The sequence below is a fragment of the Candidatus Koribacter versatilis Ellin345 genome, from assembly GCF_000014005.1.
In the GTDB taxonomy this organism is placed as follows: Bacteria; Acidobacteriota; Terriglobia; order Terriglobales; family Acidobacteriaceae; genus Korobacter; species Korobacter versatilis_A.
The window spans coordinates 4,702,754-4,717,779 of the sequence record NC_008009.1 but is presented as its reverse complement, the minus strand read 5'-3'; the positions used below and the strand labels follow the sequence as shown (position 1 = coordinate 4,717,779).

Here is a 15,026-nt window from a genome sequence, read left to right as displayed (position 1 = left end):
AAGTCTCCTACTCAAATTCTTCTGCGCTGCACTGCGGGAGTGGCCAATCACCAGCATTCCGTTTCTCAACTCCGAGGTTCAGACTGAGACACTACCAGTCAGTTAGCTCGGATAAGCAGCAGGGTCTGGTCGTCTTCCTGTTTGCCGAAGGCGAGCGCGATCTTGCGCACCGCGGCGAATACTTCCGGTAAAGGGCGTGCTGCGTTCGATTGCACGGTGGCCTTCACCGGTTCGATACCCATCTCGTTCTTCTTGTCGTCGAAGACTTCCGTGAAGCCGTCGGTCAGCAACACCAGCAGGTCGCCGCTCTCCATCGTGATGCGCGTGCTCTGAAAACTCTGCTCCGGCAGGATTCCCAGCGGAAGATCCATGGCGGGATGCTCTACAACGTCACTCGTTGATTTTCTGTAATGCAGCAGCGGAGGATGTCCTGCGAGCGACAAACTAAAAGCGCCCGCGGAATCACAGTGCAACACGCCGGCGGTGACGAACAGGTTCGGCGTCTTCAACGGATATAAAGCACGGTGCACTGCATCGAGCATCAGGTTTGACTGGCTATCGGCAACCACGGTGGTTCTGACCGCTGTCTTAAACATTGCCATCAGCACGCCCGCTGACACGCCATGCCCGGAGACATCGGCAACGTAGGCCGTCCAACTCCCGCCTTCTACCAGGTCCACCAGGTCGCCGCCCACCTCGCCGCTTGGCACCGAGTTTCCGTACAGAGAGAAGCGTCCGATTTGCCGCTCGATGGTCGGTACCAGCCGCTGGTGGATCTCCTGCGCCAGCTTGATTTCCGCATGCGCCTGGAAGTAGCGAACGCCTTCGCGCCCGAAGAAGATGAGGAAGAAGGTGTAGCCGGCAATCAACGTTATTTTGCCGAGCAGGCTCATCCAAAAGAGCTGGACCTGGGTCTCGGAATGCGGGTCGAGCAGCAAGGCGCGCTGCCCTCCGAATCTAACGACCACCGTAAAGTACGCCACTTGTGACAGGGCGACAACGATCATCCACCACCACCGTCGCAGCACGCCCGCCCACGCGTAGAAGATCGCAAAAATGGCGCTGCCGAGCACCATCGCCACAATCTGCCATGCGGGCTGCCGCAGCGGAGTGGTCATCACATTAAGGAAGCCCAGGCAGGAAAACGTAAAAAACACCGCCGCGAAGAAGATCAAGCGCGACGGTCCCGTCAGGCTCTGCCAGAACGATGCCCGCTTCGTCGATCCGGTATTCCACTTCGCAAAAAGCTTGATGGCCGATCCTCCCCACGTGTCCCGGTATCTTACCGCACACTCGATGGGTTCACGCGTCACAGCCTTGCGCTGGGCGCGTCGGGTACTCTGGCGTCGTGCGCGTGTTCACTCAACTCGCAGTGCGTTTGCTCGACGCCATTCTTCCCGAGCCGGACGAGCCCGAACACCTCAAGACTGGCCGCCGCGGCGAAGAACTCGCCTACTTCTTCCTGCGCAAACACGGCTACACCATCGTTGCCCGCAACTTCCGCACTCCTTGGCATAAGAGCGAACTCGACATCATCGGCTGGAACGGCGGCATCCTCTGCTTCATCGAAGTGAAGACCCGCACTACCCGCGACATCGCCACCGCCGAGGCCGCCGTAGACGACACCAAGCGCAATGATCTCCGCCGCGTCGCGCGTCACTACCTGCGCCAATGCGCCGAGAACACGCCTACGCGTTTCGACATCGTCACCGTCTATCTCGACCGTCCTAAGCCGGAAATCACCATCCTCAAGAGTGCGTTCCTTTTGTCCGGTGAATGAAAAAAGGCACGGCGTTAAGCCGTGCCTGTAGTTGAGAAGACTCTCTTACCGGCGATGGAAAATCTCGTAATTCGCCTTTGGAATTCCCTTCGGAATCTGGCCGGTCTTCAACGCGGTAGCGTGCGCCGCGCCAGGAGCCGGGAAATTCGGTGGGAAGAGCGGATCGGCCGCAGCCACTGCTGACACATCCACATCGGCAACCGACGTCCCTAAGCTGGCGTTCATCGTGTCAATGAACGCATTCGCAATGATCGCGTAGCCCGTGTTCGTCGGGTGGATGCCATCCAGGCTGAACAGACCGCCGAGGAAGGCGTTGGATGCAGGGTAGCCGTTGATCGGCACGCCCGTGCATGGAAGCACCGGAATGCGGCAATCGCCGGTCGCGGCAAACACCGCGTGGATATCCACCACCGTCGCGCCCGCCGACGCAGCCTGCGCTGCAATAACAGCGTTGTAGGAATTCACGTTCGCCTGAACCTGAGCCACTTCCGTGGCCGAAAGGACCGCACCGTCACTTAACGGCGAAGGCGAGCCGCCACCCAATAGAGTCGCGACAAACGCTGGAACCTCTGTCTGCACACCCTGTTCGAGGTTGACGAAGTCGCCCGGCCCAACGCCCAGCATTGTGCTAAGCGTCACCGCGTCGAGATTTACCCCATACCCGGCGAGGATACCCTGCACTTGCGCCACCACCACCGGTGCGGGGAACAAGTAGGGCACAGACGTCACGTCCGGCACGTTCCCAACCAGGATCTTCGCAGTCGTCTTCGAACTCAGCGTGTTCATCATGCTCGTAAACTGCGTGGTGAAGTCCGCCACCGAGGTCATTACCGCTGGCGTGCCGGCGAAGTCCGCAACCAGCGCATCGTTGTTGCCGATCCAGACGAAGACCGTCGTCGGGTTCGCATCAACCACCTGCTGCAATTGCGTGTGCGTCTGTCCCGGAGGATAGGCAAGCACTACGTCAGTGATGATGTCCTCGTTCGTCGCCGGAGGCACCACCGGCGCGTAGTTGATGAGGTCAGACAAAGTGTGTCCCGGCACCGCGACGTCCGTCGGCCACATGAGCTGATTGATACGACCGCTCGAAGTACCCGGCATGGGTTGGATCACCGGCGGCGGTCCGAGGCTGACAAGTTCCAACGCCGCAGGAATTCCGGGATCAGCAATGAGTGGCTGAATAATCTGGAAGCCGCCCTGCTTTGCTACCAGTGGCGCCCAGCCGTTCACCTGGGTCTTCTGCCACAGAGAGCCGCTCTGGAAGCCCGCCGTCAGCGAGTCTCCGGCGAACATGACCACCGAGAAGGTGCTGCGCTGCTGATTGTTGTTATTGCTGCTCGAATTATCACTGCAGGCGATTAGAAAAACCAGGAGCCCGCAAATCACGAGGGTCGCGAGCACTGCAACACGCCGACGAGGGGATAGCTTGATCATAGGTCACTCTCTTGGGAATGAACGCTTCAAAGAGCCGCCTCCTGAAATGGTGCGATTTTCAGGAACTTAGAGCGTACACAACTTGCCGACAAACGGAGAGGGAGAAACCAGCGGCTTCTCCCAAAATGACATCGGATTGTGACGGTTTTGGACTACGAAAGCAAGCTGTCCACAATGCCATAGGTGGCATTTAAGGCACCGTCCAGCGCCGCCGGGTCTTTTCCGCCCGCTTCCGCCATGTCCGGACGCCCGCCCCCAGAGCCACCAACGTGCTTTGCTACCTGCGCGATGATCTTGCCGGCCTGGATCTTCGACGTCAGGTCCTTGGTCACACCCACGATCAGCGCAACCTTGCCATCCTGCACTGACCCCAACACAATCACACCGGAACCAAGCTTGCTTCGCAGGTTATCGATTAGCGTGCGCATCTGGTTGCGGTCAATGTTGTCAGCCCGCGTGGCCAACACCTTGATGCCTTTTACCTCGCGAGCGCTCTCCGTTGCCGACGACACCGCACTCGAAGCCGACTTCATCCTCGACTGCTCGAGTTCTTTGCGCAGCTTCTTAATCTCTTCTTCGCGCCGGTCAAGCTCGAACTTCAACGCCTGCGCCGGGCTGAGGCCTTCCGACGGACGTACGATCGTCGAAACCACGCCTTCGAGTTCGTGATCTTTGCGGAAGTGCCGCACCGAATTTTCGCCGGTAACGGCCTCAAGACGCCGCACGCCACTCGACACGCTGCCTTCGTGAAGCACTTTGATCAGGCCGATCTCACCGGTTGCCAGCGTATGGGTGCCGCCGCAAAGCTCGGTCGAAAAATCGCCGATCTTGATTACCCGCACCCGGTCCCCGTACTTCTCGCCGAAGAGTGCCATCGCTTTGTACTCGTTGACCGCGACGTCAATCGGCACGTTCTCGATCACTTCCACGCGATCGTTCTTGAGCACTTCCTTGTTGACGATGTCTTCAATGTCCTGCAGTTCTTCATCCGCCACTCCGGTGAAGTGCGAGAAATCAAAGCGCAGCTTCGCGGGATCCACCAGCGATCCCGCCTGCTTCACGTGCTTGCCCAATACCTCGCGCAACGCGGCATGCAGCAGATGCGTACCGGTGTGATTGCGCATGGTCGCGCGCCGGACGTCGGCATTGACGACGGCATTCAGCTTGTCGCCGACGGCGATGTTCTGCCGCGCCGTCACCTTGTGCGCACGAACACCCTGCACCGGAGACTGTACCGTCTCGACTTCCGCGACAACCGTATTGCCCGTGGAATCGTAGAGCCAGCCAGTGTCGCCAATCTGTCCGCCGGATTCCGAATAGAACGGCGTGTAATCGAGAACCATCTCCGCGACATCTCCCGGAGCTAGCTGAGCGACACTTGCCCCATTCGAAATGATTGCCAGCACCGTGGCTCCCTTGAATTCAGTACTGGTGTATCCGACAAAGATCGACTGTGGAGTGATCATTGGATGTCCGCCAGCAAGTTGACCGGGATATGGCTTCGTTCCAAGCTCCTCGGCAAGTTCTCTATAAATAGGGCTGGCGCTTAACTTCGATCCCCCCTTCCAAGAGGCGCGTGCCGTTTCGCGCTGCGATTCCATCGCCGCGTCGAAGCCCGCCTGATCGAATTCGATCCCTTGGTCGCGTGCGGCATCTACCATGAAATCGAGCGGCAAGCCGAACGTGTCGTAAAGCTTGAAAGCTTTGTCGCCTGAGTAGACGGGACGGCTTTGCAGTTTGCCGCGCAGCTCATTGATTACCTTCTCTTCGAGAGCGGGTCCGAATACCTCTCGCACTTGCTCAGCGAGCATTTCAGGATTTTCTGCGAGCTTTTTCTCAGCTTCCATAGCGTCCAATTCGAACTCGAGTTGAGATGAGGCACTCTGCAGTCGTTCCTGCTCTGCGTCTAGGATCTGCTTAGTGTGTGCTAGGTTCTTAGCAACACTTTGAACACGTCCGGTTTCGCCCTCCGAGAGCGCCTCTGCAATCTCGGAAAGTCGCACGACTCTGTCGAGCCCGACAGCCTTCAAATCCATCCAGGCCCGGTAAATACCTCTTCTTAGTAAGAAACCATGACCGGGCGTGTCAAAAGTCATACCCGGACTGAGCATCTGCGCGACCACAAAGACATGGCGAGCAACTTCCTTAAGCGCAAATTCGACGGGCTTTGGCTCTTCCCACGAAAGCCGGCCCAATTCCCGAGTCGTCTCTGCCAATGAGGCGAGGTCTTCATCCAGTTTCTTCAGCCCAATATCCAGTGTGTTCGCAAACCGTGTCTCTTCTGCCAGTACCGTCTTCGCCACCCGGTCCGCTGTCTCTTTCAGCTCCGGATACGCATCCTGCATCAGGTCGCGTACCGCATAGACCATGTCGTGCAGGAACGGTTTGTTCTGTCCGAGCAGACGTCCGTGGCGAATCCCGCGCCTAATGATCTTGCGCAGCACGTAGCCGCGGCCTTCGTTGGCCGGAATCACGCCATCACTGATCAGGAACGTTGCCGCCCGCGAGTGGTCGGCGATTACTCGCAACGAGGCTGCGCTCTTCGACTGCGACTCTTTCGCTTCTTCTCTCTTCTCGTCAACGTCGGTCAGTTCCGCCGCGCGCTTAATCAGCGGCGTAAACAAATCCGTGTCGTAGTTCGACACCACACCCTGCATCACCGCCGTCACGCGCTCCAGGCCGGCGCCGGTATCAATCGAAGGCTTCGGCAGTGGATTCAGTGTGCCGCTGGCATCGCGGTCGAACTGCATGAACACCAAATTCCAGATCTCGACATACCGCCCGCATTCGCACGGGAACTTGCATTCCCCCGCGGCACACTCCGGGTTCTTCTTGTCGGACGAAGCTACGCCCATGTCGTAGTGCAACTCCGAGCACGGACCGCAAGGGCCGGTGTCGCCCATCGCCCAGAAATTGTCTTTCATCCCCATTTCGAAGACGCGCTCTTTGGGGACACCCACGTCGAGCCAGAGCTGGTAGGCCTCGTCGTCGCGCGGCACGCCGTTCTCGCCCTTGAAAATCGTCGCGTAGAGCTTGTCCTGCTGCATCCCATACCAGTCAGGCGATGTCACCAGCTCCCATGCGTAGGCAATCGCGTCCTTCTTGAAGTAGTCGCCAAAGCTGAAGTTGCCGAGCATCTCGAAGAAGGTATGGTGACGGTTGGTGAACCCAACATTCTCCAGGTCGTTATGTTTGCCGCCCGCGCGGACGCACTTCTGCGAGGTAGTAGCGCGGTTGTAGTCGCGCTTCTCGACTCCGAGAAAGACATCTTTGAATTGGTTCATGCCCGCGTTGGTGAACAGCAACGTCGGGTCGTTGGCGGGCACCAGCGACGAAGAGTGGACCTCTTTGTGGCCCTTGGAGATAAAGAAATCCAGAAAGCGGCGGCGTACTTGTGAGCCTGTCATCATGGGCGTAAACGAGTATTTTATCAGGCACCGCCCTGTCATCCTGAGCGCAGCACGCGAAGCGTTCGGAGTCGAAGGACCCCTATCGCCTCATTCTCTCTACCTCCCGCTATAATCCTCCGCAATGAAAACCAAGTTCGTGCTCGCGCTCTTACTCACCACGCTTGCTTTCGCGCAACAACCCAAGCCGAAGCCCGTGCCCAAGGTCACCTACATCCGCGCCGGCCACCTCTTCGACGCCACCTCCGACAATCGTCGCGACAATGTGGTCATCGTCGTGGAAGGCGACCGTATTAAATCCGTGGAAGCCGGGAGCTTCGCGATCCCGAACGGATCGACAGTTATCGATCTCCGCAACGCTACAGTGCTGCCCGGCCTGATTGATTGCCACACCCACCTGACCGCGCGCGCCGACCGCTACGATCCCATCAATTACTTCAAGGGAACGCCGTTCACCGAGGGGTTTGCCGCGGTGCGTAACGCACATTCCACGCTGCTCGCGGGATTCACCACGGTGCGCGATGTCGGATCGCCGCCGTTTGCCGCCGTGGACCTGCGCAATGCCATCAATGATGGCTTTATCTCCGGCCCGCGCGTGGTTGCCAGCGGCCCACCACTCTCCATCACCGGCGGACACGGCGACGTGAACGGATTTTCGCCCGAAACCCGCGTCACCCTGTTCCCCGACCAGCGCGACTTCCGCATTGCTGACGGTGTGGACCAGGTCCGCCAGACGGTGCGCGCGCAGGTGAAATACGGCGTTGACGTAATTAAAGTCCTCGCTACCGGCGGCGTCCTTTCGCAAGGCGATAGCCCCGGCGCGCCGCAATTCACCTTTGAAGAACTTAAAACTGCCGCCGACGAAGCCCACGCTGCGGGCCGCAAGGTTGCCGCGCACGCCCACGGCGCCGAAGGCATCAAGCGCGCCATACTCGCGGGCATTGATTCCATCGAGCACGCCTCGCTCGCCAACGACGAAGACATCGCGCTTGCCAAGGAGCACGGCACGTATTTCGTCATGGACATCTACAACGACGACTACATTCTCGGCAAAGCCGTTGAATTCGGCCTGCCCGCGGCGAACGTCGAGAAAGAAAAGATGGTCGGCCGCACCCAGCGCGAGAACTTTGAGAAGGCGTTCAAAGCGGGCGTGAAGATGGCGTTCGGCACCGACGCCGGCGTCTACCCGCACGGCGACAACGCGAAGCAGTTTAAATACATGGTGCAATTCGGCATGACCCCTGCGCAGGCGATCCGCGCCGCCACGTTCAATGCCGCCGACCTCATCGGCCGCAGTAAAGACGTCGGCACCGTCGAAGCCGGGAAATTCGCCGACATCATCGCCGTCAGCGACGATCCGCTCGCGAACGTGCAGGCGCTGGAGAACGTGCAGTTCGTGATGAAGGGCGGGGTGGTTTACAAGGACAAGATCGCGAATACGGCGGTCGCTGCAATCGAATAATTCGTTGTAAAAGGGGCGCAATGTCTTGCGCCCCGCATCACTTTTGCCTCATGCTCTTTGTATGATCGGTCGCCCACAAGAATCCGAAGCTGCCCTGTATTACTGGAAGTACATCAACCTGGTGCCGGGCGACGACCCGCAGGCCGTGATGGACCACCAAGTCGAAGAGGTGGACGCCGTCTTCACCGCCATCTCGGACGAGCGCTCCCTGCATCGCTACGAACCGGGGAAGTGGACGATCCGCCAGATGCTGAACCACGTTACCGACACCGAGCGCGCCTTCGTATTCCGTGCACTCTGGTTTGCCCGCGGCTTCGAAGCTCCGCTGCCGAGCTACGACCAGGAGATCTCCGCTGCAGGCGCCAATGCGAACAGCATCCCGTGGCACGATCATATCGACGAGTTGCGCAACGTGCGCCTCGCTACGCTCTCGTTCTTCCGCAATCTCCCGCAGGATGCGTGGACGCGCAGCGGCATTGCCAGCGACAACCGCTTCACGGTACGCGCCCTGGCCTACATCATTCCGGGCCATGTCGCCCATCATCTGAAAATCTTGCGGGAACGCTACCTGAAGTAGATCGCCAATTACTGCATCAGCCGTTTCACGGCCGCGCGCGCGATTTCAATTTGCGGCAACTTTGCCGACGAGTGTTCGAAGTGGGATAGGAAGTCCTGGTACTCGTTGATCGCCTGGTCGCGCTTTCCGGTCTGGTCATAGATTTGGCCGAGATAGAAGTGCGAGAGCATTTCGATGGCGGGTAAGCGATTGAGAATGCTCCCAAAATTAGCCATGTTACGGGTAATGCGGATCGCGCCCCGGAACTCCGCTTCTGCCGTACTGTAGTCCTTGGTCAACAGATGCGCGCGGGCACGGATGAACAACAGCGGCGGATTGTGAAATTTCACATATGGACCCAAAGCGGAGAGTGCGCCGGCGCCGTCTCCACTTTCCACGGCTGCTTCAGCTTCCTGGCCGGCCTGGTTGAACTCGATGGCGCGCGGTGAGGTCCAGGGCTGCACGGTCATACGCTTCTGCAGAGTCTGCATGGCTGCGTCGCGGTCTCCTGCCAACCGTTGCGCCAGCGCCAGGGATGTAAGTTCATAGCCGTCCAGCTTCTGCGCTTGCGCAAACGCCAGCCCTTCCTTCGTCTTGCCGGTTAGCGCAGAAAGGATCACCACCGGAGTTATCAATCGTCCCGCGGGGCCGAGTTGGTTGGCGGCCTTCAGTCTTTTTACCGCGTCTTTATACCCTGCGATCGCGCCGTCGAAGTCGCCATTACTCTGCTGGAACTGTGCTTCGAACGCGGGGAGGTACGCTTTTGTAAGCGCATTAGTCTTCGCCGCGAACTGGTCCGTGGCAATCTTTGCCAGGTCTCGCTTCTTCTGGTCGGTATACACCACCGCAAGCTTGAAATATTCGCTGGAACTCCCAAAATCCGGTCTCACTTCCATCACCTTGCGATAGGCGGCGAGGGCTTCGTCATCCCTCCCGGCAATGAACAGGATGTCGCCATGGGTATCGAGCGGGTTCGGATCTCCAGGACGCAGCGCCATATAGGCTTCGTTCGAAGCCAACGCTTCGGGGAAGTCGCCGAGATTGGCGAGGATATACGAGCGGAAATTAAGCAGCACCTCCTCCTTCGGGTTTAGCTTGAGGCCCTCCTCGATGTAGGTCAGTGCTTTCTCCGGTTCCCCGGCATTGTTCAGTTGCGACGCAAGCACGCCACGCGTAAAGCCGTCGCGCGGGAACTCGGCGACGAGCGCCTCCTGCGCCTGGATCAGGCCCAGCGGATCCCCAGCACGGTCTGCCTCGGCCACTCCCAGCCGGAGCTGCTCGTAGCGCGGCAGGCGTGCGCGAAGAGCTTGCGCTTTTTGGAAAGATTCGAAGCGCTTCTCAGTGTCGCCCACCTGGTTGTACTCGTCTGCCAACGCCATGTAAGCGAGGGCAAAGTTCGGATCCAGCTTCACGGCCGCCTCAAACTCACGGATCGCGTCTGCGTAGAGGTATCGGGTCGAGGCATCCACGCCTTGCTGGTAGTGCTTGTAAGCCTCCACGTTGGACGTGGATGCTTCCTCAATCGCGGGACCCTTCTCCGGGGCCTCCGATTCCGGCAGGAAGCTTCCGGCGAGCTTCGCCGTGAGCCGGTCCACCATGCCGAAGATGCTCTGCACATCCTGGCCTTCGAGCTTGTCACTGTAAACGATCTGGCCGGTGCTGGTGTCCTGCGCGCGGACGTCCAGACGCAACTGCGTGGGGCCAATCTTGAGCAGAGCGCCGGTAATGTATGTGTCCGCGCCGGCGTCTCGTGCGATCTTCTGCGCCTGCGCGGGATCGAGCGTCTTGCCATCTTTGCTGGCTTTCTGCACGGCGCTCATCACACGATCACTGGCGAGGACGTCGAGTCCCTTCACCTGTGCCAGGTTGGTGGTGAGCATGTCGGTCAAGCCATTGTCGAGCCAGTTCAGCGCGGGGTCCTGGGTGAGATTGCTGAAATAGAGAACAGCCACGGCTTTGTGCGGCTTACCGCTCGCGGTCCCACTGCTCGGCTTGTTGCCGCGGAACAGGAAGAATGCGCCCACGCTCACGGCCACAACCAGAACCGCGACCATGATCGCGGCCACGCCCACCGTCCTGCGTTGCACTACGATCTGCGTGCTGCTCGCGGGAGTGGACGAGGACGTTACTGCTGCGAGGGTTTTCGGGGTGCTCGCCGCCTTGGGAACTGCTTCGGTGCGCGATGACTCTTCCTCTGTCGGCTCGGTGAGTATCGAACTGCGGCCCGTCTCGGTATCCCGCTTCAACCGCTGCAAGTCGGCACGCATCTCTGCGGCGCTCTGGTAGCGCAGGTTGCGGTCTTTCTCCAGGGCCTTGTTAATGATGTCTTCGAGCTTTGCCGGCAGATCGGGATTGAGTCGCACCGGCGCGACCGGCGCGCGGTTCAGGATGGCGTCAAAGATGGTCGCGGTGCTATCGCCGCGGAAGGGCAGCGTGCCCGTCGCCATCTCATAGAGCACCGCACCAAACGAGAACAGATCGGTGCGCGCGTCGAGTTCCTTCGCGCGTGCCTGCTCTGGCGACATGTATGCGACGGTCCCCAGCGTCGAGCCTGGGCTAGTGAGCTGTTCCTTCGCGATGGCCGCGGACATGGTGTTCGCTGAAGCGATTACCGTCGCGGATTCGCTCCTCGGCGACACCATCGCCAGGCCGAAGTCGAGGATTTTCGCGTGCCCGCGCTTGGTCACGAAGATGTTCGCCGGCTTGATGTCGCGATGCACCACGCCCACGGCGTGCGCGGCGTCGAGTGCATCGGCTACATCAATGGCGATCGGCAGCAGTCGCTCCATGTCCAGCGGACGCCCCTCGATCAAATGCTTCAGCGTCACGCCGTCGAGGTACTCCATGGCGATGAAGGCCTTGCCGTTCTCTTCGCCAATGTCGTGAATGGTGCAGATGTTCGGATGATTCAACGCCGATGCGGCCTGCGCCTCGCGCTGAAAGCGCGCCAGAGCCTGCGGATCTGCGGCTACGTTATCGGGTAGGAACTTGAGCGCGATAAAGCGGTGCAGGCGCGTGTCTTCCGCCTTGTACACCACTCCCATGCCGCCGCCGCCGAGTTTTTCGACAATGCGGTAGTGCGATATCGTCTGCCCGATCAAATGGAGAGTTGCCCCCGAGAGTGGCTACATCTTACGGAGCACGCTGGCGACAGTCAACGAAAGGCTTGCCAGAGCCGGAGTTGAGGGTGAGCGACCTAAAAATTGCCGCTCGCGCCGCCGCCGCCAGAAGCACCACCGCCAAAAGGAGATCCCGCGCTGCTCGCTTGCGCGCCGGATGTAACGGCTTGAGCCGATACGAGTCCCAATGCAGGTGATGCGACATTCATCCACTGTTTGTCCTTCCCGGACAAACGCGCAGCGGTAAAGCCGCGACGAACTCCGCCAGGCATCCGTGCGAGCCAGCGCCGAAGGTACAGCGCGATGCCGATCAACAAAATGCCGAGCAGCATCGGGTCCCAGGTATGCCGCTCCCAGCCGAGATACGGTTTGTTGGTGACGAGCGTCAAGACGGCCGTGATAGCGCCTACTCCCATGACAAAGCGGTCCTTGCTGCGAATCCCGCGTGCGAGTATGAGTGGTGGGAGAGCCCAGGTGAGAACCCAGGTCGTCCAGTAGAAAGGCTTCGAGAACTCGGAATAGTCGCGAATGCCAAGTTCCCCAAAATGCGAGAGGGAATCGAGTGACGAAAGCTTGAGGTTGATCGCCAGGTAGATGCCCAGCCAGAGCAACGCTTCGGCGAGAGAATATTCTCCGTCAAGAAAATCGAAGCGGTGGCGCGTGCGAACAGCGGAGATACATGCCAGTCCAATCGCATAGAAGGCGGCGACAAGGACATGTTTCACCGACGCGGACGAGGTCCAGTCGGCCGGCAAAAAAATTGCAAAAATCATCGCTGCAAGGAACCCGTACCAGAGCCCGAAGCGATGCCATATCCAGAGCGAAAGCGCGGCGCCGCCAGCGAGCGCGATCCACTCGAGCGGCCTCGCCGTGTACGAGCCGAAGAAAGCGGTGAACATTCCCACGCACAGAAAAGCGACCGAGCAGGCAGTGAGTGCTTCTTCTATGCCGTGGCGATAAAAACGCGTGCCCGAAACCAACGCTTCGGCGGCCGCATAAGAACCGACAGCGAAGACCAGGAGAAACGCTCCGATGGTTTGCTCGCGGGCGTGGGAAAGGAAAAGCTCGAAGAACAATCCGACGGCGGCGGCCACGCAAAGTACGGTGAAAACGAATAAAACGATCCGCAGAAAGATGTTCGTGGTGCGCAACTCAACGACGGTCTCCTTGTCGAGACGCTCGCGCTGCTCCTTCGTAAGGAAGCCTTCGCCGGTCCAGTCCTTCAGGAGTTTGCGGGCGCGCAGGTTCTCTTCGCTATCGGCGCTGTAGATTCTCACGCGTGCCTCCCGAAGCGACGAGCGATCACCACCAGCGCCACCAGCATTCCGCTCGCGGTGAATACGAAATAGGCAAGGGTCGCGCTGAAATCCGATACGTTCCGGAGGAGCACTGCGCTTACACCGACATACCCATATACCGCGGCATAAGCGACGAAGACGAACTGCCGCCGCTTCAACCCCCAGCCGAGAGATGCGCCGCACGCGACAAGTAGGGCGAGAAACCACAGGCCGTAGCCTTCCCGCTGGAACACGCCAGAGAGCAACGCCCAGAACAGCACGTTGGCCACAATGTTCATGTAGGTGCCGAGGAAATGCGGCTTCAGACCGCGACGCTGCAGTAGCACCGCGACAACGCCGACGACCACGCAATAAATGAGCGCATATTGCCGATAGGTCGCGTCCTGATGCTCCGGCCAGCGCGAAATCGTGAGACCGAAATATCCTGCCAGCGACGACAGAGCGAGCGAGAGCACGAAGCGATTGTCAAAGCGATAGGCGAGGAACAGAAACAGGATGGCAGTCGCGAGGAGATAGTCGTCCCACTGCCCGGAGAGCAGGTGCAGCCGCTGCTCGATATAAGCAAGTTCGATGCCCCAAACCAGCGCGCCGAGATAGAGCACGTAATCGAAGATCGCATTCGGCGAAGGTGTTTCTTGCGGCGACCACGCACTTGCGCGCGAAAAGCAATACCAGAACGCAGCCGCGAGCAAGCCGGTAAGAACGGTCAGAACAAGTACATCGCCGAGTTGCCGCGACCATGTGGTCACCGTCCAGCCTAGGCCGCCGACAAACGCCAGCACCCCGGCATAGAGCAAAACGTTCAATTCAAGAAAAAGAGAAAACGGATCGCCTTGAGCGAGGCCCGACAGATACTTGTGCTGCTCCGGCGAGATGGCGCCTTGTTCCTTCCACTGCTCGAGGCGGGTGAGGATAGTCATGGCTGTCTTTTCGGACGAGCACATTGTCTGCTACTTACGCGCGCTTGTCATCCCGAGCGGAGAATCCGCCTACCGATGCGGATTCGCAGTCGAAGGACCCCTATGGCTGCCGTACTGCTGTTCTACGTTGGTTGGGTCGCCCCGCCGTCTTCTTGTCCGGCGTCGAAGTCGCTCTTCAAGTGCCAGCGCAAATCGCAAACGCTTGGGTCGCTTGCAAGAATTCTGTGAATGAGGGTGACGGCCTCTGCCGTTATACCTCGATGACGCCCGCCAAAAAGCGTGGCCAATGGACCGGGCGTTCTCTCGACCCACCCGATCCACGTCGGCATCGGCTCATCCGGGCGATTACCTATAACGAAAGAGTGACCCGTGTCGGCAACTTTGAAGTTGATATACCAGCCGAAGTCCTCCTGTCCCGGTGTTTCGTCGACTTGCACTCCGCGATTTCGAAGCTCTCCGATCAGCCAATTTGCGATGTCATCTCCGAAGCAGCACTCGTTGATGAAGTACGGCTTCGGATCGGTGGTGTTGAAGCGCGAGCTGGCGAACGTGATGACGGTTCGGACCATCTTGTCAACCGCGTTCGCCATACCTCTATCTTCCACCTCTGAACTGAATAATCCTCCGCCGGTCTTTCTTCGACGGCCTTCCCACCGGTGCCGGCGTGAACTCGCGGTTCATCCGCCGTATCTCGGCTTCCCTCGCGCGAGCGGCTTTGCTCTCGTCGGTTTCGCAAAAAAGTTTGTGTGCTTCCGGCGCCGGCCCGCGTACTTCGCTCAACTCAAGAACGTCCACGTCGTAGACGCCGCCCTCGGTGGTGATGTTCAGTCGATCGCCGACTTTGACCTCGCGGGCGGCCTTCACGGTCTGGCCTTTTGACAGCACTCGTCCCAACTCGCAAGCTTTTGCGGCAAGGCCTCGCGTCTTGTAAAACCGCGCCGCCCACAGCCATTTGTCCATACGCACGCCGTTCATCCCTCCATTCTGCCGCAAATCCGGTTAACGGGCGAATTGCCCAAAGCGTCGTTTGTTCGTTACCCTACAGTTCGC

Annotated in this window: 11 protein-coding genes; 3 read left to right on the top strand and 8 right to left on the bottom strand. The window is 59.4% G+C overall.

What is annotated here, in order from left to right; all coding sequences use genetic code 11:
- Window positions 1–98: 98 nt before the first annotated feature.
- Window positions 99–1,313 carry a PP2C family protein-serine/threonine phosphatase gene (locus tag ACID345_RS20680; RefSeq protein WP_011524785.1) on the bottom strand — a complete coding sequence of 405 codons (1,215 nt, stop codon included), beginning with the start codon at window positions 1,311–1,313 and terminating at the stop codon, window positions 99–101.
- Window positions 1,314–1,354: 41 nt separating this feature from the next.
- Here ACID345_RS20680 and ACID345_RS20675 point away from each other — a divergent pair, with 41 nt between their 5' ends.
- Window positions 1,355–1,780, top strand: a complete 426-nt coding sequence (locus tag ACID345_RS20675) for a YraN family protein (RefSeq protein WP_228370684.1) — start codon at window positions 1,355–1,357, stop codon at window positions 1,778–1,780.
- A gap of 45 nt (window positions 1,781–1,825) precedes the next feature.
- Here ACID345_RS20675 and ACID345_RS20670 read toward each other — a convergent pair whose 3' ends face one another.
- Together ACID345_RS20670 and alaS are read right to left on the bottom strand one after the other, a co-directional pair.
- The gene (locus ACID345_RS20670; RefSeq protein WP_011524783.1) at window positions 1,826–3,214 is read right to left on the bottom strand and encodes an SGNH/GDSL hydrolase family protein; all 1,389 of its coding nucleotides are present in this window, start codon (window positions 3,212–3,214) and stop codon (window positions 1,826–1,828) included.
- Window positions 3,215–3,366: 152 nt separating this feature from the next.
- Window positions 3,367–6,624: an alanine--tRNA ligase gene (gene alaS, locus ACID345_RS20665; protein ID WP_228370683.1), complete on the bottom strand. Its 3,258-nt coding sequence runs from the start codon at window positions 6,622–6,624 to the stop codon at window positions 3,367–3,369.
- A 121-nt stretch (window positions 6,625–6,745) separates the two neighbouring features.
- Here alaS and ACID345_RS20660 point away from each other — a divergent pair, with 121 nt between their 5' ends.
- A complete protein-coding gene (locus ACID345_RS20660) occupies window positions 6,746–8,083 on the top strand; it encodes a metal-dependent hydrolase family protein (RefSeq protein WP_011524781.1) in 1,338 nt (445 codons plus the stop codon).
- A gap of 61 nt (window positions 8,084–8,144) precedes the next feature.
- Window positions 8,145–8,660 carry a DinB family protein gene (locus ACID345_RS20655; protein ID WP_041855948.1) on the top strand — a complete coding sequence of 172 codons (516 nt, stop codon included), beginning with the start codon at window positions 8,145–8,147 and terminating at the stop codon, window positions 8,658–8,660.
- Between the two features lie 8 nt (window positions 8,661–8,668).
- Here the strand turns inward: ACID345_RS20655 and ACID345_RS25925 are convergent, their stop codons facing one another.
- The 5 genes from ACID345_RS25925 to ACID345_RS20630 all read right to left on the bottom strand — a co-directional run bounded on the left by ACID345_RS25925 (window position 8,669) and on the right by ACID345_RS20630 (window position 14,951).
- Complete coding sequence (locus tag ACID345_RS25925; RefSeq protein ID WP_011524779.1) at window positions 8,669–11,740, bottom strand: serine/threonine-protein kinase; 3,072 nt, start codon at window positions 11,738–11,740, stop codon at window positions 8,669–8,671.
- Between the two features lie 95 nt (window positions 11,741–11,835).
- Window positions 11,836–13,035, bottom strand: a complete 1,200-nt coding sequence (locus ACID345_RS20645) for a hypothetical protein (RefSeq protein WP_041855947.1) — start codon at window positions 13,033–13,035, stop codon at window positions 11,836–11,838.
- A complete protein-coding gene (locus ACID345_RS20640; protein WP_041855946.1) occupies window positions 13,032–13,976 on the bottom strand; it encodes a DUF2157 domain-containing protein in 945 nt (314 codons plus the stop codon). Before ACID345_RS20640 ends, ACID345_RS20645 begins: the two co-directional genes overlap by 4 nt.
- A 122-nt stretch (window positions 13,977–14,098) precedes the next feature.
- On the bottom strand, window positions 14,099–14,566 hold the full coding sequence (locus tag ACID345_RS20635; protein WP_011524777.1) for a hypothetical protein: 468 nt from the start codon (window positions 14,564–14,566) through the stop codon (window positions 14,099–14,101).
- Between the two features lie 4 nt (window positions 14,567–14,570).
- The gene (locus ACID345_RS20630) at window positions 14,571–14,951 is read right to left on the bottom strand and encodes an RNA-binding S4 domain-containing protein (protein ID WP_041855945.1); all 381 of its coding nucleotides are present in this window, start codon (window positions 14,949–14,951) and stop codon (window positions 14,571–14,573) included.
- Between the last annotated feature and the right edge of the window lie 75 nt (window positions 14,952–15,026).

What these genes read in the sequence shown, in the direction of transcription:
- ACID345_RS20630 (WP_041855945.1), bottom strand. Translation starts at nt 14,951, where the DNA reads ATGAACGGCGTGCGTATGGACAAATGGCTGTGGGCGGCGCGGTTTTAC.
- ACID345_RS20640 (WP_041855946.1), bottom strand. Translation starts at nt 13,976, where the DNA reads ATGACTATCCTCACCCGCCTCGAGCAGTGGAAGGAACAAGGCGCCATC.
- ACID345_RS20670 (WP_011524783.1), bottom strand. Translation starts at nt 3,214, where the DNA reads ATGATCAAGCTATCCCCTCGTCGGCGTGTTGCAGTGCTCGCGACCCTC.
- ACID345_RS20655 (WP_041855948.1), top strand. Translation starts at nt 8,145, where the DNA reads ATGATCGGTCGCCCACAAGAATCCGAAGCTGCCCTGTATTACTGGAAG.
- alaS (WP_228370683.1), bottom strand. Translation starts at nt 6,624, where the DNA reads ATGATGACAGGCTCACAAGTACGCCGCCGCTTTCTGGATTTCTTTATC.
- ACID345_RS20635 (WP_011524777.1), bottom strand. Translation starts at nt 14,566, where the DNA reads ATGGCGAACGCGGTTGACAAGATGGTCCGAACCGTCATCACGTTCGCC.
- ACID345_RS20660 (WP_011524781.1), top strand. Translation starts at nt 6,746, where the DNA reads ATGAAAACCAAGTTCGTGCTCGCGCTCTTACTCACCACGCTTGCTTTC.